At 63.9% G+C, this 21,788-nt stretch carries 20 protein-coding genes; 6 read left to right on the plus strand and 14 right to left on the minus strand.

Translation table 11 applies throughout. The features are described 5' to 3' along the window. Nucleotides 1-71 precede the first annotated feature (71 nt). From ACR9Y2_RS06405 to ACR9Y2_RS06420, 4 genes are all read left to right on the plus strand, one after another. A complete protein-coding gene (locus tag ACR9Y2_RS06405; protein WP_435040224.1) occupies nucleotides 72-869 on the plus strand; it encodes a hypothetical protein in 798 nt (265 codons plus the stop codon). A 129-nt stretch (nucleotides 870-998) separates the two neighbouring features. Then, nucleotides 999-1,316, plus strand: coding sequence for a hypothetical protein (locus ACR9Y2_RS06410; protein WP_435040225.1), 318 nt, complete (start codon nucleotides 999-1,001; stop codon nucleotides 1,314-1,316). 146 nt (nucleotides 1,317-1,462) lie between these two features. Next, entirely contained in the window at nucleotides 1,463-1,897 is a 435-nt protein-coding gene (locus tag ACR9Y2_RS06415; protein ID WP_435040226.1) for a VOC family protein, read from the plus strand. Further along, the gene (locus ACR9Y2_RS06420; RefSeq protein ID WP_435040227.1) at nucleotides 1,878-3,065 is read left to right on the plus strand and encodes a DNA glycosylase AlkZ-like family protein; all 1,188 of its coding nucleotides are present in this window, start codon (nucleotides 1,878-1,880) and stop codon (nucleotides 3,063-3,065) included. The genes ACR9Y2_RS06415 and ACR9Y2_RS06420 overlap by 20 nt, the downstream gene beginning before the upstream one ends. Nucleotides 3,066-3,159: 94 nt before the next feature. On the opposite strand, the gene ACR9Y2_RS06425 is transcribed toward ACR9Y2_RS06420, so the two are convergent. The 10 genes from ACR9Y2_RS06425 to ACR9Y2_RS06470 form a co-directional block, all read right to left on the minus strand. After that, nucleotides 3,160-4,260: a Fic family protein gene (locus tag ACR9Y2_RS06425; RefSeq protein ID WP_435040228.1), complete on the minus strand. Its 1,101-nt coding sequence runs from the start codon at nucleotides 4,258-4,260 to the stop codon at nucleotides 3,160-3,162. A gap of 99 nt (nucleotides 4,261-4,359) precedes the next feature. Continuing rightward, on the minus strand, nucleotides 4,360-5,919 hold the full coding sequence (locus ACR9Y2_RS06430) for a DHA2 family efflux MFS transporter permease subunit (RefSeq protein WP_435040229.1): 1,560 nt from the start codon (nucleotides 5,917-5,919) through the stop codon (nucleotides 4,360-4,362). Beyond that, nucleotides 5,916-6,542 carry an AAA family ATPase gene (locus ACR9Y2_RS06435; protein WP_435040230.1) on the minus strand — a complete coding sequence of 209 codons (627 nt, stop codon included), beginning with the start codon at nucleotides 6,540-6,542 and terminating at the stop codon, nucleotides 5,916-5,918. The genes ACR9Y2_RS06430 and ACR9Y2_RS06435 overlap by 4 nt, the downstream gene beginning before the upstream one ends. Then, nucleotides 6,542-7,795, minus strand: a complete 1,254-nt coding sequence (locus ACR9Y2_RS06440; RefSeq protein WP_435040231.1) for an HlyD family secretion protein — start codon at nucleotides 7,793-7,795, stop codon at nucleotides 6,542-6,544. The genes ACR9Y2_RS06435 and ACR9Y2_RS06440 overlap by 1 nt, the downstream gene beginning before the upstream one ends. Nucleotides 7,796-7,814: 19 nt before the next feature. Beyond that, a complete protein-coding gene (locus ACR9Y2_RS06445; RefSeq protein ID WP_435040232.1) occupies nucleotides 7,815-9,188 on the minus strand; it encodes a TolC family protein in 1,374 nt (457 codons plus the stop codon). Continuing rightward, nucleotides 9,188-9,799: a TetR/AcrR family transcriptional regulator gene (locus tag ACR9Y2_RS06450; RefSeq protein ID WP_435040233.1), complete on the minus strand. Its 612-nt coding sequence runs from the start codon at nucleotides 9,797-9,799 to the stop codon at nucleotides 9,188-9,190. The genes ACR9Y2_RS06445 and ACR9Y2_RS06450 overlap by 1 nt, the downstream gene beginning before the upstream one ends. Nucleotides 9,800-9,887: 88 nt before the next feature. After that, the gene (cydB, locus tag ACR9Y2_RS06455; protein WP_435040234.1) at nucleotides 9,888-10,937 is read right to left on the minus strand and encodes a cytochrome d ubiquinol oxidase subunit II; all 1,050 of its coding nucleotides are present in this window, start codon (nucleotides 10,935-10,937) and stop codon (nucleotides 9,888-9,890) included. Next, nucleotides 10,937-12,271 (minus strand): cytochrome ubiquinol oxidase subunit I, encoded by a 1,335-nt coding sequence (locus ACR9Y2_RS06460; RefSeq protein WP_435040235.1) that lies wholly within the window; start codon nucleotides 12,269-12,271, stop codon nucleotides 10,937-10,939. Before ACR9Y2_RS06460 ends, cydB begins: the two co-directional genes overlap by 1 nt. 72 nt (nucleotides 12,272-12,343) lie before the next feature. Continuing rightward, entirely contained in the window at nucleotides 12,344-13,252 is a 909-nt protein-coding gene (locus tag ACR9Y2_RS06465) for a VWA domain-containing protein (protein ID WP_435040236.1), read from the minus strand. Between the two features lie 32 nt (nucleotides 13,253-13,284). Next, nucleotides 13,285-14,181 (minus strand): RluA family pseudouridine synthase, encoded by an 897-nt coding sequence (locus tag ACR9Y2_RS06470; RefSeq protein WP_435040237.1) that lies wholly within the window; start codon nucleotides 14,179-14,181, stop codon nucleotides 13,285-13,287. Between the two features lie 32 nt (nucleotides 14,182-14,213). Here ACR9Y2_RS06470 and sppA point away from each other — a divergent pair, with 32 nt between their 5' ends. Then, complete coding sequence (sppA, locus tag ACR9Y2_RS06475) at nucleotides 14,214-15,980, plus strand: signal peptide peptidase SppA (RefSeq protein WP_435040238.1); 1,767 nt, start codon at nucleotides 14,214-14,216, stop codon at nucleotides 15,978-15,980. Between the two features lie 222 nt (nucleotides 15,981-16,202). Here the strand turns inward: sppA and ACR9Y2_RS06480 are convergent, their stop codons facing one another. From ACR9Y2_RS06480 to ACR9Y2_RS06490, 3 genes are read right to left on the minus strand one after another with little or no spacing between them, the layout of a single operon-like run. After that, the gene (locus tag ACR9Y2_RS06480) at nucleotides 16,203-16,577 is read right to left on the minus strand and encodes a VOC family protein (RefSeq protein WP_435040239.1); all 375 of its coding nucleotides are present in this window, start codon (nucleotides 16,575-16,577) and stop codon (nucleotides 16,203-16,205) included. 24 nt (nucleotides 16,578-16,601) lie between these two features. Then, a complete protein-coding gene (locus tag ACR9Y2_RS06485; RefSeq protein ID WP_435040240.1) occupies nucleotides 16,602-19,040 on the minus strand; it encodes a protein kinase domain-containing protein in 2,439 nt (812 codons plus the stop codon). Continuing rightward, nucleotides 19,037-19,567 carry an ECF-type sigma factor gene (locus ACR9Y2_RS06490; protein WP_435040241.1) on the minus strand — a complete coding sequence of 177 codons (531 nt, stop codon included), beginning with the start codon at nucleotides 19,565-19,567 and terminating at the stop codon, nucleotides 19,037-19,039. Before ACR9Y2_RS06490 ends, ACR9Y2_RS06485 begins: the two co-directional genes overlap by 4 nt. A gap of 79 nt (nucleotides 19,568-19,646) precedes the next feature. Here ACR9Y2_RS06490 and ACR9Y2_RS06495 point away from each other — a divergent pair, with 79 nt between their 5' ends. After that, the gene (locus ACR9Y2_RS06495) at nucleotides 19,647-21,032 is read left to right on the plus strand and encodes a hypothetical protein (protein ID WP_435040242.1); all 1,386 of its coding nucleotides are present in this window, start codon (nucleotides 19,647-19,649) and stop codon (nucleotides 21,030-21,032) included. Here the strand turns inward: ACR9Y2_RS06495 and ACR9Y2_RS06500 are convergent. Further along, on the minus strand, nucleotides 21,014-21,778 hold the full coding sequence (locus ACR9Y2_RS06500) for an NIPSNAP family protein (RefSeq protein ID WP_435040243.1): 765 nt from the start codon (nucleotides 21,776-21,778) through the stop codon (nucleotides 21,014-21,016). The two genes, ACR9Y2_RS06495 and ACR9Y2_RS06500, sit on opposite strands and share 19 nt — an antisense overlap. Between the last annotated feature and the right edge of the window lie 10 nt (nucleotides 21,779-21,788).

The raw sequence follows: 21,788 nt of genomic DNA on the forward strand, positions 1-21,788 counted from the left end.
CGCCTGCGCCGCGCGCCGTTTTGCGCCCATAATGAGCTGACACCAAATTTCCGGCTGCAGAGGATTTGGCCATGGCCTTGCCTGTCTCCATCTTGCAAGCTGCACTGCTCTATGCCCCCGGCCTGCTCCTCCAGGCTCAACCCCGTCCAGCTCCCGATCCACCCGCCTGCATCAGCCTGCGCCTCACTCCAGTGGCGACACCAGCGGATCCCCGTGCCGCCGCGGAGGCTGCCTCTCGCAGCGGCCCTGCCCGCCCGGCACCTGTCACTTTCGATTTCCTCCTGAAGAACGATTGCGCCCAGGGCCTCACGGCCTTCGTGATCAACATCCCGGGTCAGCAGGATTCCGCCGCCGTCATCGCCAATCAGATCCGCTTCGATTCCGCCCTGCAAATGGGACCGGACGGCCAGGCCCTGGTGAAGCCCTCCGCTTCGTTCAGTCGGCGGATGCCGGCCAATGTGCCAGTCGACTCTCTCAGTGCAGCCCATCTCAATGCCGCCATCTTCGCGGACGGGTCCACTTTTGGGGATCGCCGTGAGCTCGCCCGCCTCATCTCCGACCGGCGCAGCCTTCTCGACGGCTATCGCCAGACAAAGTCGATCCTTGAGACGAGCCCCTTTCTCGGCGACGCGGCCCGCTACGCGTCAAACCTGCCCGAAATCCCTGAATATGCACCGGTCAATAGCATGGGCGAGATGGCGCTCCGGAGCTTCAAGGGAAACATCGCGTCGTTCGTGAAATACGGCAATCGCTCCGATTGGGACGGTTACTACCAAGGCAAGCAGAAGTGGGTCCAGCTCCAGATCGACCAGCTCACGGCCGCCCTGACGAGCACGCCCGGTACTCCGCCGGGGCCGGCCGCCCGCTGAGTCCACACAACCGCCCTGCGATTCGACCCAGCCTCCTACACACATGCTTCACTGAAGAGGGGAATGATTATCAGGCAACTCCTGCAGCTCATTTCGTGGCGCTCTTCCTGTGGTCGAGGCGAGTACTTCGTGATCTGGCTGATCGCCTACCTCGCGATTCGCGGAACCAGGAGCGCGGCGCCCGAATTCCGCACTTTGCCTCCTGGGGCCATCGCCTTGATGGTTGCCATGATCTATCTGGTAACCTGTGCGGCTACCCGCAGGCTGAACGAGCTGAGTCTGCCAACCAGTCTTGCCCTGCTGATCGCCGCCGGGATGGTTGTCCTGAGCCTGGATCGAGGCTGGTTGGTGGCGCCTGTCTGGGCTGTCATCCCGTGCGCCGCCGCCATTACGCTTCTTCATTGCATCTTGTGCTTCAAACCTCCCGCACTCGCCAGGCAGACCTGATTTGGAACCAAGGCGCCCTCATGCCCTGCCTAAGATGCGCCTGATGAATTGAGACCATCGCGTCCCTTCCCGCCCCCACAACCGCAAGATCCGAGAAGCGCCCCCACCCTCACCCATGGCAATCTATGCTTCGGGAGGCAGTATCCATGATTCAACGGCTTTCGCACGTGACCATCTACGTTCTCGATCAGGACGAGGCGTACGATTTCTACATCAACAAACTCGGTTTTGAGGTCCGCATGGACGCCAAAATGGACAACGGTTTCCGCTGGCTCACAGTCAGCCCCAAGGGCCAACCGGACCTCCAGATCATCCTCATGCCCACCACGCCTACCCCCATGATGGACAAGGAGACTTCGGATACACTGAGGTCTCTGGTGAAGAAGGGCGTGCTCAGCGCCGGCGTCTTCAAAACCGCCAACTGCCAGCAAACCTACGAGGAGCTCAAAGCCAAAGGCGTCGAATTCGTGCAGCCGCCCACGGAACGGTTCTACGGCATCGAGGCGCTGGTCAAAGACAATTCGGGCAACTGGTTCAGCATGACCCAGCCCAAGGAAGCCTATGAAGTCCCCTCTAAATGAGAAACTTCGGGCCTGGTGGTCGCACCGCCAGGCCCTCGATGGCCGCATGGCCAACGCCGCGCCCGCCGATGTCCTGGCCCAGACCGGTTGGGCCCGCTCCGTCGCCGGAGTAGGTCCCTACTTGACCCTCCTGTCCCGCGCCGGCACCTCCCGCGAGGCTGCCGACAAAGCTGTCACCCAGCTCGAGATCCACGAACTGCCCTGCGCCCGCGGTTGCACCTACATCGTGCCCGCCGCCGACTTCGCCTTCGCGCTCAAAGCCGGAGCCAGCTTCGGCGGCGCCGAATTGAAGACAGCCGCGAAACTTGGCGTGACGGAGAAAGAGGTCGACAAGCTCTGCGCAGCAGTGGTCGACGCCCTCGCCAAGGGACCCATGGAGCCGGACGAAATCCGCGCCGCCACCGGTAACGCTTCCCGCAGCCTCGGCGAGGAAGGCAAGAAGAAGGGACTCACCACCACCCTGCCGCTCGCCCTCGGACAGCTCCAAACGACCGGCGACATCCGCCGCATCCCCACCAACGGCCGGCTCGACCAGCAGCGCTACCGCTACACCCTCTGGCGCCCCAACCCCCTCGCCAAGTCGAAGATGACCCCGGAAGAGCTCCACATCGAGCTCGCCCGCCGCTACTTCCAGTGGATCGGTCCGGCCACCCAGGCTGAGTTGCAGTGGTTTACCGCCCTTAATGGGAGGGACACCAAGGCCTCCCTCGCCGCCCTGAAACTCGAAAAGTCGGAGGACGACAAACTGATCCTGGCCGAGGACCGTGACGCCTTCGAAGCCTTCCAGGTCCCCAAGCAGGCCCACTACGTCCTCACCAGCTCCATCGACGGCCTCAGCCTGCTGCGACGCGATCTGCAAAGCCTGCTCGATCCCGCCGACGCCGCCCACCCGCTGCTGCAGAGCACCAGTCGCGGCGGCTTGTTGATGGAACTGCCCAGCCACGCCATCTTCGACCGCGGCCGCCTCGTCGGCTTGTGGGAATACGACCCCTCCACCGAGTCCATCGCCTGGAGCTCGTTCATTCCAAAGAACAAGGATCTGGAAAAGGCGGTGACCAGTACAGAAGAGTACGTACGCACCCAGCTCGGCGATGCCCGGTCGTTCAGTCTCGATAGTCCGAAGAGCCGTGTGCCGCGGATCGAAGCCCTCCGCCAAGCCAGTCGTTGAATTTAGGAGCTATCAGCGATCAGCAATCAGCCTTCAGCTTCACTGCCGGGAACCCGCCCATGGGAGCTGAAAGCTGACGGCTGACCGTTGAAAGCTATAGGCCCGCCAGATGATAGCTGGTGCTGCGCCCGCCTTCCGGCCCCCGCACCAGCGCCCCGCGCTCCAGCAACGCCGCAATGTCTCGTAAAGCCGTATCGTGTGAGCACTTGGCCAGCTTCACGTACTTCGAGGTCGTCAGCTTCCCCTCGAACCCGCCCAGCATCTTCTTCAGCACCAGCCGCTGCCGCTCATTCAGCGGAACCTGCGCGATGGAGTCCCAGAAGTGCGCCTGCTGCAAGACATTGCCCAGCGTTCCATGTGCGCCGGCAATCGCCCGGTCCAGTGTCTGCAGAAACCACTCCAGCCACGGAGTCACATCCAGCGGCCCCCGCTGCGTCTCTTCCAGGATCTGGTAGTACGCCGCGCGCTCCTGCCGGATCTCGGTGGACATGCTGTAGAACCGCTGCCCGCTGCCTTCTGACCGTGCCAGCATCAGGTCCGCCACCGCTCGCGCAATGCGGCCATTGCCGTCGTCAAAGGGATGCACGGTCACAAACCACAGGTGCGCCAGGCCGGCTTTCAGCACTGGATCCATCGCCGGACCCGCCTCAAACCACTCCAGGAACCGCGCCATCTCCTCGTCCAACCGCGCCGCCGAAGGAGCTTCGAAGTGGACGTGCTCCTTCCCCATCGGTCCGGAAACGACCTCCATCGGACCCGTCGCATCGTCCCGCCAGGCGCCCACCCGGATCTTCGTGATGCCGCTGCGGCCCGTCGGGAACAGCGCCGCATGCCAGTCGAACAACCGCTCGCGCGTCAACGGCTGGTCATACCGTCCGGTCGCGTCCAGCATCATCTCGACGACGCCTTCCACATGGCGATCCGCCGGTTTCAACGCTCCAATATCCACGCCCAGGCGCCGGGCGATGGAAGAGCGAACCTGCTCCAGGTCCAGCCGCTCGCCCTCGATCTCACTGCTTTTCAGGACGTCCGCCGTCAAAGTCCGCAGCACGGCTTCCTGTCGGGATGGAAACCCCAGCGCCTCCATCTGGCCCAGCAACCGCCCCTGCCGGTGCCGCACCCCGCCCAGCAGGTCTGCCAGGAAGTCAGCCCGCCACAGGAACTTCGGCCAGTCTGCCCGTTGCCACAGGTACATTCAACGCATTCCTTGCGTCGATTATACCATCCAATCCACGCACCACCGCCCAATCAACGCATATGTTGCGTCGAATACGCCTCCTAATCGACGCAACCGCTAGTGCGCCGCCACTGGACCAGCAGCCTTCCCCGGCCGCTTCATGATCAGCACCAGCGGCACCAGCGCCAGGAAGATCACCGACAGGATGCGGAAGATCTGCAGGAACGACAGGATCGTCGCCTGCTGCTGCACCAGCCCGAACATCTGGGCGTAACTCTGCCGGTAGGCCACATTGGGAGCCGACCCGTGCGCCATCATCGACTGCTGCATCGCGTGCATCATCCCGGCCGCCTTCTGGTTGTAAGGCGTGATGTGCCGCACCAGGTCGGCCGTATTCGCCTGCCCGAAGCGCGCCACCATCGTCGTCACGCCCGCGATACCCACACTGCCGCCGATGTTCCTCAAAAGATTGAACATACTGGCCGCGTTGCCCATCTTCTCCTTCGGGATCCTGGACATCGTAATCGTGGTCAGCGGTACGAACAGTAATGCCAGCGACAGCCCCTGCACGAACTGCGGCCAGAAGAAGTCCCAGTAGCCCGCATTCAGGTTCAGCCGCGAAAGCTGAAACAGGGTGACCGAAGCGATCACCAGCCCAGCGGCCAGGAACTTGCGCGCGTCGAACTTCGACAGCATCGCCCCTACCAGCGGCATCGCGACAAACGACCCAAGACCGCGCGGAGCCAGCGCCCAGCCCGCCTGCAGCGATGGGTAACCCAGCAGCGTCTGCAGCCAGATGGGCAACAGCACCAGGCTGCCGTACAGGACGAACCCGAGCATCGTCATCAGCAGCGTGCCAGTGGAGTACGTCCGGTCTTTGAAGACGCGCAGGTCCACCACCGGTCCCTTCACCCGTAACTCGTGGTAAATGAACCACCCCAGCGCGACCAGCGCCGTGATAAACAGGCTGAGGATCCAGCTCGACGCAAACCAGTCTTCCTGCTGGCCCTTGTCCAGCACGATCTGCAGGCCGCCGATCCCCACCGCCAGCAACCCGATGCCCCAGTAATCCACGCCCAACTTGCTGCGTTGGATGTACGGCGGGTCGAACACAAACCAGCGCGTCATCATCAGGGACGCAATCCCTACCGGGATATTGATGTAGAACACCCAGCGCCAACTGTACGCATCCGTCAGCCAACCACCCAGCACCGGCCCCAGGATGGGCGCCACCACAATGCCCAACCCCCAGAACCCCATGGCCTTACCGCGCTGGTCAGGCGGAAACGCCTCCAGCAGCACGGCCTGCGACAACGGCTGCAGCGCACCGCCGGCCGCCCCCTGGATCACACGGAAAACGATCAGGATCGGCAGCGTCGGCGCAAAGCCGCAAAAGAACGACGCGACCGTGAAGCCGATCACCGACATCATCAGTAACCGCTTGCGTCCAAAGTAGTTAGCCAGCCAGCCCGTAATGGGCAGAATCATTGCGTTCGCCACCAGATAGGACGTCAGCGCCCACGTGGCTTCGTCTATCGACGCCGACATGCTGCCTGCGATGTGCGGCAGCGATACGTTCACCACCGTCGTATCCAGCACCTCCATGAAGGTGCCGAACATCACCGCGATGGCGACGATCCAGGGATTCACATGCGGCCGTTCGGCCGTGGCGCTCATAGGCGTTCCTCAAAGGACATGGCCTGGACGATCACTGCGGCTGCCTCCGCCTCACCCAGGCCGGAGCTCACCATCAGGTCGTACAAATGCGGATCCGACCATACACAGTCGAAGCGTTCCTTCACATACTGCGCCCGCACTTTGTCCGTATTCACGATCTCCGCCGCCGCGTCGCCGCACTCCGGCACACGCCGCTTAATCCTGCTAACCCGCTGATCCCATGGGGCATACACGAACGTGTGGAAGACGTCGGCCTTGTCCTGCAGCAGGCACTGCGCGGCCCGGCCCACAATCACGCACTGCCCCTGGGCGTAGGCTTCCTTGATCAGGTCCCCGGCCAGTTGCGCCTCCGTCTCGGCGTCGAAGATGTTGGTCCCCACGGGGCCCGCCACGCCCTCGATCGCCCCCTGCCACAGCGCCAACCGGCTCACCCGGTGCAGCCACGAATCCACTTTCTCGTCGTACTGCCGCACCAACTCGGGCGACACCTGCGCCGCCCGCGCGATCTCCTGCACCAGCGTGTTATCCAGCAGCCGCCAGCCCAGACGGGCGGCCACAATCTTCGCCACGGCAGCACCGCCGCTGCCGTATTCCCGGGCCACGGTGAGTGCGCGGTATCGCACTAGCGGACCTCGACCGTCGGGATCACCGACATGCCCGGCCGCAGCACATGGTCCGGATCCTGACCCTTCTCAAACAGGATCTTCACCGGCACCCGCTGCACCACCTTCACGTAGTTGCCGGACGAGTTCTCCGCCGGCAGCAGGCTGAACCGCGCGCCCGTCGCCGCCGCGATGCTCTCCAGGTGACCCTGATACTTCCGGCCGCCGTACGCATCCACCCCGATCTCCACCTTCTGCCCCACCTTCATGTGGGCCAGCTGGTTCTCCTTGAAGTTCGCCACCACCCAGATGTCGTCCATCGGGACCACCGCCATCAGGGGCTGCCCGGCGTTGATGATCTGCCCCACTTCCAGGCTCTTCTGGCTGACAATCCCGCTGGCCGGCGCGCGCACCGTCGTGTAACTCAAATTCAGCTCCGCCTGCTCCAGCGCGGCCTTCATTTGCAACATCTTGGCGCTGGACGAATCCGCCCGCGAGCGCGTCGCCGACACCTGCTGCGGAGCCGTGTCCGCGGCCTTTACGTCGGACTCAGACCGCGCCAGCTTCGCCCGGTGCTCGCCCAATTGGCTCTGCGCCACCCGTACCGCCTGTTCCGCTTCGTGGACCTGGGCCTGCGACGCTTCCACCTGCGCCTGCGTGGCGTCCGCCGTCGATTTCGCCGCGTCGTACTGCTGCTTCGAGATCTCGTCCTTCGCCAGCAGCGCCTCATAGCGCTTGAAATCGCTCGCCGCCCGCAATCCGTTTGCCTGCGCCTGCCGCAGCATCGCCTGCGCCGACTTCACCCGCACCTGGGCCGATTCCACCTGCTGCTCCGCCGTCGCCAACATGGCCTTCGATTCCTGCACCGCGGAATGGGCGGAATCCAAACGGCTCGCCGAAGACGCCGACATGATCGGCACCTCCGTCCGGTCCGCCTGCATCGTCGCCTCGGCCTCGGCCAGGTCCGCCTTCGCCTTGGCCACTGCCACCTCGTAATCCTTCGGGTCGATCCGCGCCAGCACGGTGCCGGCTTCCACGAACTGGTTGTCCCTCACCTTGACCTCGATCACCGTACCGCCCACGCGCGCCGCCACTGAGTGAATACGCCCGTCGACCTGGGCGTCATCCGTCGATTCGCGGCCAGCCGCATGATTCCAATACGCATAGCCGCCGCCGGCCAGCACTATCAGCAGCACTACCGCCGCCACCGGCTTGACCATCGAGGACTTCTGCGGCGGGGCCGCGGGCGTCGTTTCCATCACTTCACGTTCCATGTTGGGGCTCCCCATATACCTATTGCTTTCCTTCCGGGAAGAGGACATCCACGTTCTTTTCAATGCCGCCCATGGCCCGGGCCAGTTGCGCCCGCGCCAGATTGTACGAATACAGGCTCGAGATGAAGTTCTCGTTCGCGGTGGCCACCGCCTCCTGCGCCTGCACCACTTCCAGATTGTTCGTAACGCCCGCCGCGAACCGGTCGCGCGCCTGCTCCGACTGCTGCTTGGCCAGTGACACCGCCGAACGGTTCACATCCAACTGCTCCGCCGTCGATTTCAGGTCGAGCAACGCGCTTCGCAGCTCAAAGGCGATCTGCCCGCGCAAGTTATCAAGCTGGGCCCGCTCCTTCGCCAAAGCCGCCTCGGCTTCCATCACTTCGCCCTTCACCCGGCCGCCCTGGAAGATCGGGATGTTCACGCTGACCCCGGCCATGAACGTGCCATGCATGTTCACCGGGCTCTTGCCCAATACCCCGTAATCCCCGTTGAAGCCCACCGAAGGCAGATACCCCGCCGACGCCGCGCGCGCCGACAACTCGGCCGCCTTTACTCGCGTCGACAGGCTCAGGTAGTCCATGCGGCCCTCGAACGCCCGGGTCAGCGCCTCTTCCATCGCCGGAGCCGGCGGTGTCGCCTCCGGCATCGCATCGGCCAGCCGGATCTCCTGGCCGTCCGGCAGCCCAATCGCCCGGCCCAGCGACAACTTGCTCTTTTCAAAGGAGTTCCGCGCCGCGATCAGACGCTGCTTCTGCGTCTGCAGCTCCACCTGGGCCCGCAGCACGTCGATGCCCGGCACCATGCCTTCTTTTTTGAAGTCAATCGCCTGGTTATAAAGGGCTTGTGCCGCCGCCACCTGCGCCTCGACGGCCTCGATCCGGCTCGACTCCGAATTCGACTGCAGGTACAACGCAGCCACCACCAGCGCCACCGTATCCCGCGCATCCTTGTACGAAAGTTCCGACGCCTTCTGCGCCGCCACACTGGCCTGCGACCCGCGCAGCGACCGGAAGTTCAGGATCGTCTGCGAGACCGCCGCCCGCGTGTCAAAGACGCCAAAGGGCCCGATGATCGGCCGGATCCCCGGGAACGAATCGAACCCGAACGCCGCCAGGTTCACCTGCTGCGAGGTCTCGGCCACCCGGCCGTTGATGTTCGGCAGCAACTGGCTCAGCGCCACCAGCCGTTCCCCCCGCGCCTCCTTGGCCGACTGGCCGGCCAGCACCACCCCCAGGTTGTGCTTCAAACCCCGTTCCACCGCCTGGTGCAGCGTCAACGCCAGCGGCCCGGCCGTCGCCTGGCCCTCCGGCACCGCCCCCAGAAACGGATTCTGCTGGGCCGCAACCGACCCCGCCAGCAGCCCGCCGAGAATCGCTAAGTGTATGCCCCTCATCAGTTGGCAATTCCTTTCCAGGCCAGGTCCGTCAGTGTCTCCACATCCTCGTCCACACTGGTTCCGGTCGGCCAGATCAGCCGCCGCATCATCGTCCCCTTTGCCATGTCGTAAACAGCAGAGGCGATCGTAGGCAGGTTCGACGCGCGGATCTCCCCCGCCTCCATGCCTTCCTTCAGCACCGCCTCAAACGCCACCAGGTTCTTCAAGTACAGATCCCGGAAGTCCTGGCACAGCGCCACCGGATGCATGATGTTGCCGAACTCCGAATGGTAGATCTGGAAGAAATCGCGGTTCTCCTCCAGGTACTGCAGCCTCGTCTGGAAGAACGCCCGGATCTTGGCGCGGAATCCCGCCACCGCCGACATCCGCTGCACCGTCAGGATGCCCAGTTCTTCGGCACCCTGCATCAATGCCGCCAAATAGACGTCTCGCTTCGACGGGAAATAGAGGTACACCGTGCCCTTCGACAGACCGCCCGCCTCCGCGATCTGGTCCATCGTGGCATCGTTAAATCCCTTCTCCGCAAAGACTTTGCGCGCCGCGCTGAGGATTTCAGCGGTGCGAAAGGCGGAGAGCACTTCGTGTTTGGTTTTGCCTTGTACAGCCATAATGACTCACGAGTCAGAAAATCGACCCGTAAGTTACTAGACTGTACGATCAGGTCAACTGATTCAGCCGGCAGCCGAAAGATGGCCCCTAATAGGGCTGCTGCGAGTCCTTTGAAAGTTCCACCCGTCCGGCGTAGTGCTTGCCGATGAAGCCAAAGTAGAACAGCGACAGTACGAACGCCACCGGCCACCACCACGCCGCCGCCCAGAGGCTTGAGGGATCGGCAGACCCGTTGTACGCCGTGATCGAGTTCCGGGCGTCCAGCGTCGAATGCAGGATCACCGGGAACAGGCTCACCGCCGCCGTCGCCAGCAACCCTGCGATAAAGCCGCACCCGCCGAGGAAGACCCGTGCTTCGCGACCCGACCGCAGCCCCGTCCCAATCGCGCCGGCGCTGCCCGCCACCACCGCCGCGGTCAGCCAGGCCAGCGGCCGCCCTGCAATCCCGGAGAACAGTTCCGGCCTCACCATCGCCGTCATGCCGGTCACCCCCGCCAGCAGTACCGCCACCGCCAGCCAAAGCCGGCCCGCCAGGCGCCGGCTGCGTTCGTGGACAACCCCTGTCGTCTTCAGCGTCAGGTACGAAGCTCCGTGCGCCCCCAGGGTCACCACCGTGAAGCCCGCCATGGTGGCTGTGTACCAGTCCAGGATCCCCACGCTGCCCTCTACACCAAAATGGGTGAATAGCGGCAGGCTCAATTGCGCGTCCGGCCCCAGCGGCATCCCGCGAACGACATTGCCCATCGCTGCTCCGAGCAGCACCGCCAATAACGTATTCGAGAGCACGATCACGAAATCCCAGAACGATCGCCACATTCCATCGTCGACGTGGCCGCGAAACTCCATCGAAATCCCGCGCAGCACCAGCGACCACAGCACCAGGAACAGCGCCAGGTAGTAGCCCGGAAACGCGATCGACATCACACGCGGGAAGGCGACAAACAGCACTCCGCCGGTGCCAACCAGCCAGACTTCGTGCCAGCTCCACAACGGACCCACGGCCGCGATCAGCACCCGCCGCTCGTCCTGGTTCCTGGCCACCAGGAAATGGAGCATGCCCGCTCCGATATCCCACCCGTCCAGGATCACGAACAACGTGATCATCAGGCACAGAACTCCAAACCATGCCTCCACCATCAGAGCACCTCCGCGGGGGGTGGGCCGTGCATCACTTCCCGGCCTATCAGGTACAGGTAAATCAGTCCAACCACGAAGTAGAGGCCCGTGAATCCAATCAGCGTGAACAGCACATCGCCCGAGCTCACTGCCTTGCTATAGCCGTCGCTCGTCCGGAACAGCCCGTAGATCAGCCACGGCTGCCGGCCCAGTTCCGCTGTCATCCAGCCGGCTGTATTGGCGATGAACGGGAACGGGAACGCCAGCATCAACACCCACAGCAGCGGCCTGGTCCTGTCCAGCAGCCCCCGCCAGCGCAGCAGGTTGGCCAGCCCCATCAGCCCGATGAAGAGCGTGCCCAGCCCGGCCATCACGTGAAACGAATAGTAGAGCAGTTCGATATTCGTGGGCCACGTGTCTTCTGGAAACGCGCCCAGGCCCTGCACATTGCTGTGGAAGGTGCCGAACGCCAGAAAGCTCAGCATGCCCGGGATGCGGATGGGATTGTCCAGCCGCCGCATCTTCACATTTGGCTGCCCGATCAACGTGATGTCCGCCATCGGCCCGCTCTCGAAGCGCCCCTCCATTGCGGCCAGCGCGGCCGGTTGATGATGGGCCACCAGCTTGGCCTGCGCGTCGCCGGTGGGAAACGCCACCAGCAGCGCCGCGGCCAGCCCCACGGCACAGCCCCAGTGCAGGTACATCCGGCCCTGCTCCGTATGTTCGTTCTTCAGCAGGTAGAACGCGCCCAGCGCCGCAATCGCAAACGAACCCGTCACCAGCGCCGCCGCCTGGTTGTGGCTAAACTGGATCAGCGCCCACGGGTTCCATAAAAACTCCACCAGGTTGGCGATTCTCAGCGTGCCGTCCGCGGCCACGGCGTACCCCGCCGGATGCTGCATGAAGGCATTCGTCACGATGATGAAGAAGCCCGAAGTCCAACTGCCCAACGCCACGCCAAGCGCCGCCAGGAAATGATTGCGCGGCCCCAGCCGTTTCTCCCCCCACACCAGGGCGCCGATGAATGCGCTCTCCAGGAAGAAGGCGAACATCCCTTCCATCGCCAGCGATTGGCCAATCACGCTGCCAGAGTATTTCGAGAACGACGCCCAGTTGGTGCCGAACTGAAACTCCATTGGGATGCCCGTCACTACGCCGACAGCGAAGTTGACGCCGAAGATGCGGGCCCACAGGCGAGCCGCCGCTCCGTACTTCGCATCGCCCGTACGCCAGTGCAGATATTTCCAGAAGACCAGGAACCACGCCAGGCCCATCGTCAACTGGGGAAACAGGTAGTGGTAAACGATTGTGAAGGCAAACTGCAGGCGATGCCACAACGCAGGATCGCCGGTCATGGTCGAACGAAGCCCCTCATTCTTACATTTAAGCGCGAAGGGACGTCCAAAGGGCGAACCCGGCGCCGGCCGCTAGACCCTGGGCGCGTAATAACCCTTGCGGGCCCGCACCACCAGATCCTTGCGCTCGCGCACTTTGATCTGCACGGGATGAAACAAACCATCGGTCCTCAGCGGCTCCGGCCGGAACAGGATGCTGTACTGCGACCGCAGCTCATTGGCGATGTTCTCGAAATCCTGCGCCAGGTCCTCCGCCTTGAACGGGAAGAACGCCAGTCCGCCGGTCTCCTGCGCGAAGTACTTCAGCACCTTGTCGCCGCTCGTCTCGCTACGCGTCGTATTCGTCGAGATCGAGTACACCACCACCTCAGTCTTGTGCACCATCTCCAGAGCCTGGTCGCGCGTGTAATGCGAGTTGTTATCCTCGCCGTCGCCTACCATGATCAAAGCGCGGCGATATTTGTGGCGCGGCACCTCTTTGCCCAGGCGGTCGCGGCAGCACAGGAAGATGGAGTCGTAGAACGCCGTGCCGCCTCCGGGCCGCAACTCGCGCACTTTCTTGTCGAGCACATCCGCATCGTCCGTGAAGTCCTGGACAATGCGCGTCTCCGTGTCAAAGCTGTACACCACCGCCCGATCGACGTTCTTACGCACCACACTCTTCAGGAATTGGCCCGAAGCTTCCAGCTCAAAACGGAACCGGTCCCGAATCGAATTGCTGGTATCGACCAGAAGCCCAATGCGCAACGGCAGGTTCGTCTCCGCCGCGAACTCCAGGATCCTCTGCTTCTTCTTCTCTTCGTAGACTTCGAAGTCGTCCCGGTTGAGGTTGTTCACGAACCGGCCCCGCTTGTCGGACACAGTGTAGAGCAGGTTGACGCGCGTGACGTCGAACGTGATGGTCTGGTTGGAATCGGCCACCTGCTGGCCCAGGGCCGGCAGGCAGGAAGCCAACGACAGGAATGAGCGTCTCGTCGTCATAAAACCTCGGTTCACCTTCGATACCACCTTGATTATAGGAGCCGTTCTTTCCAAGCCTCAAGCTCCGCCGGCAACGGCGCCTCTATTGTCACCTCTTCGCCCGTCGCCGGCGAAATAAAAGTGATCCGCCAGGCATGCAGCCACGGCCGGTTCTCCGGTGCCGCCGGAGCCCCATATAGCGGATCGCCGGCCACCGGATGCCCCAACTGCGCCAGATGCACCCGGATCTGGTGCGTCCGCCCTGTCCCAATCAACACGCGCAGCAGCGTATGGTGCGGCAGCCGCTCCAGCACATAATACTCCGTGTGCGCCTCGCGCCCCTCTTCCAGCCGCGCCGTCATCTTCGTCCGGTTCACCGGGTCGCGCGTGATCGCCGTATCGATTCGCCCCGCGTCCCGTTTGACGTGCCCCATCACCAGCGCCAGGTAAACTTTTTTCACCTTGCGCCCGGCAAACTGTGTCGACAGATTGCGATGCGCCGCATCCGTCCGCGCCACCAGCATCACCCCGCTGGTGCCTTTGTCCAGCCGGTGGACGATGCCCGGCCGCAGTTCGCCGCCCAGCGTGGAAAGCGATTTGAAGTGGTGCAGCAGCGCGTTCACCAGCGTGCCCGACTCGTTCCCCGCGCCCGCATGCACCACCAGTCCGGCTGGCTTGTTGATCGCCAGCAGGCTCTCGTCTTCATACAGGATCTCCAGCGGGATGTCTTCCGCAAAGGCGCGCAGCGGCTTCAGTTCGGCCGGCTCCACTTCCACCGTCTCGCCAGGCCGCAGCTTCCAGGACGCTTTGCGGGCCTCGCCGCTCACCTTCACCCGGCCTTCTTCCACCCACGACTGCAGCCGCGCCCGGCTGAACTCCGGCAGGTGTCCCGCCAGAAAGTGGTCCAACCGCTGCCCCGCGTCTCCATCACCGATCAAAAAGCTGTGCACCCTTTCCAGCGTACACTGAGGCCATGAGACGGATGATCGGTCGGACACTGGCGATAATCGGCGGATTTGTGGTGGTGCTCGGGTTTCTGATGGTGCTGATTGCCTACTTTGCGCAAAGCAATGTGGCCAAGGTGGCCCAGAACACGATCGTCGAACTCAACCTCGAAACCAGCCTTACTGAGCAGGCGCCCTCCGACGCCCTGTCGCAGTTCCAGAACCGTGGCGGCGTCACCCTGCTCGACATCGTCTTCGCCCTCGAAAAGGCTTCGCTCGACCCCAAGGTCAAAGGCCTCATCGTCCGCGTCGGCTCCTCGCCCCTCATGCCCGCCCATGCCCAGGAGATCCGCGACGCCATCCTCGCCTTCCGCAAAACGAAGAAATTCGCCTTTGCCTACGCCGAGGACTTCGACGGCGAGAATTCCGGCCTGACTTCCTACTATCTCGCCTCCGCCTGCGACGAAATCTGGCTCCAACCCCACTCCGATTTCGGAGTCGCCGGCCTCCGCTTCGAGGTGCCCTTCGTCCGCGGAGCCTTCGACAAACTCGGCATCGCGCCCCGCTTCGAAGGCCGCAAGGAATTCAAGAACGCCATCAATACTTACCTCGAAAAAGAGTTCACCCCGGCCCACCGCGAAGCCGAGCAGCGCCTGCTCGACTCCAGCTTCTCCGCCATGGCCCGGGGAGTCGCCCAGGGCCGCCGCATCAGCGCCGAAGCCGCTCAACAGGTGCTCTCGGAAGGCCCTTATTCCGGCGAACGCGCCGTCGCCCTGCGCCTCATCGACGGCCAGGCCTACCGCGACGAAGTCTACGAAAAGGCCAAACGCCGCGCCGGCAAGAACGCCAAACTGCTCTGGCTGGGCGCCTACGACAGCCGCACTGACGACCTCCACACCGAGGGCAAACGCGTTGCCCTCATCTATGGCTCCGGCGACATCGTCTCCGGCCGCAGCGGCTTCGATCCCATGAACGGCACCGAATCCATGGGCTCCGACACTGTCTCCGCCGCCTTTCGCAAAGCCGTCGAAGACAAAGAGGTAAAGGCCATCATCTTCCGCGTCGATTCACCCGGCGGCAGCGTGGTCGCTTCCGAAACCATCTGGCGCGAAGTGCAGCGCGCCCGCCAGGCGAAAAAGCCGGTCATCGTCTCCATGTCGTCGCTGGCGGCCTCCGGCGGCTACTACGTCGCCATGGGCGCGGATCGCATCATTGCCCAGCCCGGCACCATCACCGGCTCCATCGGAGTCTTCACCGGCAAGATGTACACCCGCGCGCTCTGGGAAAAGCTCGGCGTCTCCTTCGACGCAGTCCAGACAGGCCGCAACGCCGGCATGTACGACGGCTACTACGACTTCACCCCGGAACAATGGGCCGTCGTCCGCGGCTCGCTCGACCGCATCTATTCGAACTTCACCCACAAGGTCGCCGAAGGCCGCAAGCTGCCGCTGGCGCGCGTCGAGGAGATCGCCCGCGGCCGCGTCTGGAGCGGGGAAGATGCCCTGGCCCGCGGCCTGGTCGACGAGTTAGGCGGCTTCCCTGCTGCCATCCAGGCCGCGAAGAAGCTGGCCAACATCCCGGAAAAAGACGATATCGAGCTGCGCATCTACCCGCCCGCCAAAGGCCGCATGGAGGCCTTGCTCGCCCTCATCAACGGCGAAGGCGAAGACAGCAGCGATCCGCGCGACCAGGCCATGCTCAGCCTGCTGCGCGGCGTCCAGCCCATGGCCCGCATGCTCCACCGCCTGGGCCTCACCCAGCGCCGCCAAAACTGGCTGCGAATGCCGCCCATCGGCGTCGAATAAATACCTGATAGGGTTTTGCCGCCGTTCCCGCGTTACTCAGTGACGAGCAATTGAATCGGAGGAGACCACCCAGGTATCCGCGGAGGGGCGGATGCTGGGTGGCAGCCTTCGCTCCTGCGAACAGCGCACGTCAGTCGGCGGGCGCCGGCACCCGGGCAACCGGAAGTGCGCCACCGATGCACCCGTGGAGGAGCGGGTGCGGGATGGTTGCCCTCGCTTCCCTTACAAATCAAAAGCCGTGGCATGTTTCGGCTGATACAGCCCTATCACGGCGCCGCTAGGCAGCTTCAGACGTGTCAACCGCCCCCAGCGCTCTTCCTTCACCGCCTCCGTCTCCACCCCGCGCGCCCGCAGCATCCCCATCGTAGACTCCAGGTCGTCGCACATCAGGTACACTTCCGCCTGTAGCATCGAGCCTTCTTTTGAACCCTCACTGCCCGCCTCCACCGGATGCACAGCCGTCTCCGACGGCGGCAACTTGAAAATCAGCCATCCATGCCCGGCATCCACAAAGGGCATCCCCAGCGAATCCCGTAGAAATGCGCGATCCGCTTCGGCGTCGCGGCTGAAAAAGAGAACGTGGGCTCCAGAGAACATGCAGCGAGTGTAACCCGGCTTCGGCTAAAAACGAGCCCGGCAACGCGCGATTCCAGCCAGGACCTCCCGCCTCATCCGCGCCGGATCGAAGTCCCCCACCAGCCGGCCGTTCACCGGCAACGCCCGCAGGTCGGCCTCGGCCCATGTGTAGGCCTGCAGCGCTTCCGCCCACGCTCCGCGCCGCGCGTGCGCATCCCCCAGGTTCAACGCCGCCCACCCCGCATGCAGCCGCAAATCGTGATTCTCCGGAGCCTGCCGCAACTCCGCCTGCAGCCGCCGCCTCGACTCCGTCAGCAGCTCGATCGCCCGCCGCGCATTGCCCGCGTCCAGATACGCCGGAGCCGCCGTAATCATCAGCTTCGCCAACTCGATCCGGGCCCGGAAATCGGAAGGATCCTCGGCCGCCAGCTCCTCCTGGATCGCAAACGTCCGCTGGTAATCCTCCACGGCCGACCGGTCGTCCTTCAGCATGTGGTGGATCCAGCCCATCTCCACCAGCACGAAGGAGAGTTCCATCCGCGCCCTCGTGTTGCGCGGCATCGCCTCCACCAACCTCTTCTGCAACTGCTCTGCCTGCAGAAAGTGCCGCAATGACGACCCCAGGTCGCCCACAGCCTGGTTCGCCCCCGCCAGGCTGCGGTGGCAGCGCGCCAGGGCCCGCGTAATCCCCGCGTCCGCCGGGTTCTTTGTCAGCAACCGCGTGTAGGCCTCAATCGCCGCCTGCCACAACGGAATGGCGTCCCGATCCTTGCCGTCCAGCCCCATGTTGTGCGCCAGCCGCACTTTGTACAGGGCGTCCAGTTCAGGCCGGTCCGGATAGCGCCGGGCCCGCGCCTGCATCAGCTTCGTCAACTCGGAGCGCAGCGCCTGCAGGCCCATGGCATCTCCCTGGATCTCGTAGATGTCGGTCAGGCCCGTATCCACATCCACCAGCAGCCGTTGTGCCTCGTCGTTCTGCCCGTCGGAGGCCAGATAGGCCAGCAGCAGCCGGCGCGCGTGACGAAAACTGTCCTGCGCGCCGGCGAAATCGCCCAGGTTGGCCCTGCTCTGGTGGCCCTGCACATCGCCGATCTTGAGGTACGCCGCCGCGATCTCCAGTTGCAGTTGCCGGTTCTTGCCGCCCGTTGCCTCCAGTTCGTTCAGGTAGTGCAGGGCCCGCTCCACCAGCAGCTTCCGCGCCGGCGTGGAGCCCGGCAGATCCGCTATGGCATCGTGCAGCTCGTAGATCACCGTCCGCGCCAAACCTCGCACCTGCCGGAACCGCAGCTCGCTCTGCCTCCACTGCCACAGGATCGCGGCTACGAAAACGGACGCGGCCAGCACCGCCGCCGCCGATACAATCACACCCCAGCGATGCCGCCGCACAAACTTAACTGTGTTGTAGGTGAGCGTGCCGCGCGACGCCCGCACCGGCAGGCCCCGCAGGTGGTTCTCGATGTCCTGGCGGAACTCGTCCACCGTGGCATACCGCCGGCCCGGCTCCTTCCGCAGAGCCATCAGGACAATGTCATCCAGCTCCTGCGGCAACTTCACCAAGTGGCTGGGCGGCTTCGGCTCCACCTCGCAAACAGCACGGTAGGTCTCCAGCGGGGATGTATCCGCAACTGCATAGGGCCCGTGGCCGGACAGCAGCTCGTACAGCACCACGCCCAGCGAATAGATATCCGTTGCCGTGGAGAGCGGCTCGCCCCGCGCCTGCTCCGGACTCGCATACGCCGGCGTCAACAGCGTCGCGGTCGTCTGCGTGATCGCCGCGCTGGCCGCGTCGTCAAAGACCTTCGCCAGCCCGAAATCGAGCAGTTTCGGAGCACCCGCTTCGGTCACCAGGATATTGGCCGGCTTGATGTCACGGTGGATCACCAGGTTGCGGTGCGCGTGCGCCACGGCGTCGCAGATCCGCGTGAACAGCCGCAACCGTTCCTCGGTGGTGTAGTGACGCGATTGGCAGAAATCGATCAGCGGCCGGCCCTGCACATATTCGAGAACGTAATACAGCCGCCCGTCCGGAGTCGCTCCGCCATCCATCAGGGCCGCGATGCCCGGATGCCGCAGCCCGGCCAGGATCTGCCGCTCCCTGCGGAACAATTCGGCCATCCGTGCCGCACCCGCGCCGGAGCGCATGATCTTTACCGCCACGCGCTGCGTATACGCGCCATCGTCGCGCTCCGCCAGATAGACGATCCCCATCCCGCCTGCACCCAGCTCGTGCAGGATCCGGTAAGGCCCAAACCGCTCCGGCGGGGCATCCGGAACGGGTTCGGGCTCGGGCTCCATTTCTGCCCAGCGCGTCACCGGCAGGCGCTCCGAGGCGTCGCGTTCATACTGCAGATACTCATCCACCTCGGCTCGCAGCGCGGCATCCTCTGCGCACGCCTCGTCGAGATAGGCGGTGCGCCGCTGCGGTTCCAGCTCGAGCACGGCCGCCAGGATGTCCTTGATCTGGCGCCAACGCTGGTCGATCATCGGCGCTGCGCCTCGCTGACGTGCCGCAGCAGCCACAGCCGCGCCGTCGCCCATTCGCGGTGTATGGTCGCCACGGAGATGCCCATCGACTCCGCCGCCTCTTCGGCCGTCAACCCGCCAAAGAACCGCAATTCCACTACGCGTGCCTGCTGCGGATCGATCTCTTCGAGCCGCCGCAGCGCCCGGTCCAGGTCGAGTATCTGCACCTCGGGCCCCCGCAGCATCGCATGGTCGTCGTCCATCGGTACCCTGATCAGCCCGCCCCAACGTTTGGCCGCGCTATGGCTGGCCGCATGGTCCAGCAGGATGCGCCGCATCATCTGCGCCGCCAGACCCAACAGTTGCGCACGGTTCCGCCAGTCGATACAGTGCTGCCCAGCCAGTCGCAGATAGACCTCGTGCACCAACGCGGTCGGCTGCAGCGTGTGGTCGCGGCGCTCGCCATACATCTGCGCCGCCGCGAGCCGCTTCATTTCCGCATAAACCGACTGCATCAGCTCGTCAAGCGAAGGGCTCGAGTCTGGCATCTGCGAATATCGTATCCGAAACTCCCGTGGGATCAACACAATCGTGCGAACCACGGATAGCTTGCGCCACAATCTACGTATGCTCAAGCGCGCAATCTGGATCGGAATAGTGCTGTTGCTGGTGGCCGCGCGCTTCTGCCATCTGCATGTCCTTTGGGTGGAAGAGGCCTATCCCACCGCCGCGGCCATGGAATTGCTTCGGGGCAAGGTGCTCTACCGCGATATCTGGTTCGATAAGCCGCCTTTCTTTGCCGGCATTTACATGCTGTGGGGCGCCCAGATCGGATGGGGCCTGCGGCTGGCCGGCTCGCTCTTTGCCATCTTCACCTGTTGGGTCGCTGCGCGCGCCGCGCGCGTGCTGTGGGGCCCGAAGACTGAGCTCTGGGCCGGTGGCCTGATGGCCGTATTCCTCACATTCGACACGGCTTCCGCCGTCATGGCCCTCACGCCGGACCTGCTCACCGTGCCGCTCCACATGGGCGCCATCGCCTTGGCCGCGGCGGGCTTTCCCTTCTGGGCCGGAGCTGTCGCTGGCATCTCCATCCTTTTCAATGCAAAAGGCTTGCTGATCCTGCTGGTGTGCCTGGCCTGGAGTTGGCCCAAACGCCTGGAACTGCTGGCCGGCTTCGCCGCTCCGGTCCTGATCTCCTTGGCCTGGATGGGTTTACGCGGCTCGCTGGTCGATTTCTGGCAGCAGGTCTGGGCCTGGGGCGCCATCTACTCGCGAGACACCAACATCCCCCACCCGATGCTCGAAGGAGCCAGGAGAACCCTGAACTGGGCGGGCTTCCACATCGCCCTGGTGGTCGCTGCCTGCATCACCGCCTGGAAGGAAGAGGACTGGCGCTGGGCGGTCTGGCTGATCGTTTCGGTCGCCGGCGTGTTCCTGGGACTGCGGTTTTTCCCACGGTATTACTTCCACCTTCTGCCGGTGTTTGTGCTGCTTGCTGCCCGTGGATTTACGCTTCTTCCACGGCGGTTCGCCATCCTGGCGTCATTCCTGCTCATTTTGCCGGTTGCACGGTTCGGACCGCGGTATGTGGCCCTGGCGCAGGACAAACCGTGGGGCGACCTGCTGCTCTTCCGGAGTTCGATGGAAGCTGCCAACACTCTGAAAGCAAAAGCCTCGGCGGGCGATACGCTGCTGGTTTGGGGCTACCGCCCGGACCTCTTCCCGCTCAGCGGGCTGCCGGCCGGGACCCGGTTCCTGGACTCCCAACCGTTGAATGGAGTCCTGGCGGACCGTCATCTGATCAGCGCCAAGGTCAGTTTTCCCCAGGTCGCATCGACAAATCGCGATATGTTGATGCGAAGTCCGCGACCCACCTGGATCGCGGACGGACTAGGCCCCTACAACGGCGTGCTGGATGTCCGCGTCGTCCTGAAAGACCTGATGAAGGATTACCGGCTGGAAGCGACTACGCCGGGCTACCGGTTGTGGCGGCTTCAGCGCAGCGGCGAATAGGCAGCGCCCTTGAAGAGCGAGATCTGCATCGTGCTGGAAATCTGGCCCGCTTTGGCGATGGATTCCGCCCGCGCTTTGATCCAATCGGGATCGGCTCCGAAGGCGGCCCAGGCTTTTTCCCTAGCCGCGAGGTCGTCGAAAGGCGTCAGGTAAACCAGGTTCGGTTTGCTGGGCCCAATCAGCGTCGAACTGTACAGCACCGGATGGATCCCATTGCGATGAAAGATCTTAATCTCGGGGCCCGCGAAGCGTTCGTGCAGGGCTTTCAACTGCTTCTCGGTGGGGGAATGGTAGAGGCGCAGCTCAAAGATACGCGGCTTGCCCGGCGTCGCGGCTTCCAGCGGCGGAGCGTAGGGTGCGGCTTCGAGCAGCACTTCGGAATAGCTCTCATAGGGCGGTTCCTCGCCCGTTTCCCATTGAGCCAGCGCGGCTTGCAGCTTCGAATCGGCGCTCAGCTTCTTCCGGGCATCGCGCATTTCGTCGATCGACGCATAGGCGCTGATGCAGGCGATCTGCGGCATGTGCGGAGCGGCGACGGCCTCCAGGACAAAGCGCGGACCGGGCACGCCTAAGCGGGCTGACGCCTCAATCGGGCCGTTTTTGAGGTAGTCGGCAATACGGGCGGCTTGCGTGCCATTCTTGAGGTAGTACTGTTCGAGCAGGTAGTAATGGGGTGCGGTTTCTTTGCCTTCGGCAGGCAGCATGGCAGCGACTCCCACGGATTGAATGAACGTTCGGCGTTGCACAACGCCTCCT

It is taken from the genome of Paludibaculum fermentans, from assembly GCF_051172195.1.
Classification (GTDB): domain Bacteria; phylum Acidobacteriota; class Terriglobia; order Bryobacterales; family Bryobacteraceae; genus Paludibaculum; species Paludibaculum fermentans_A.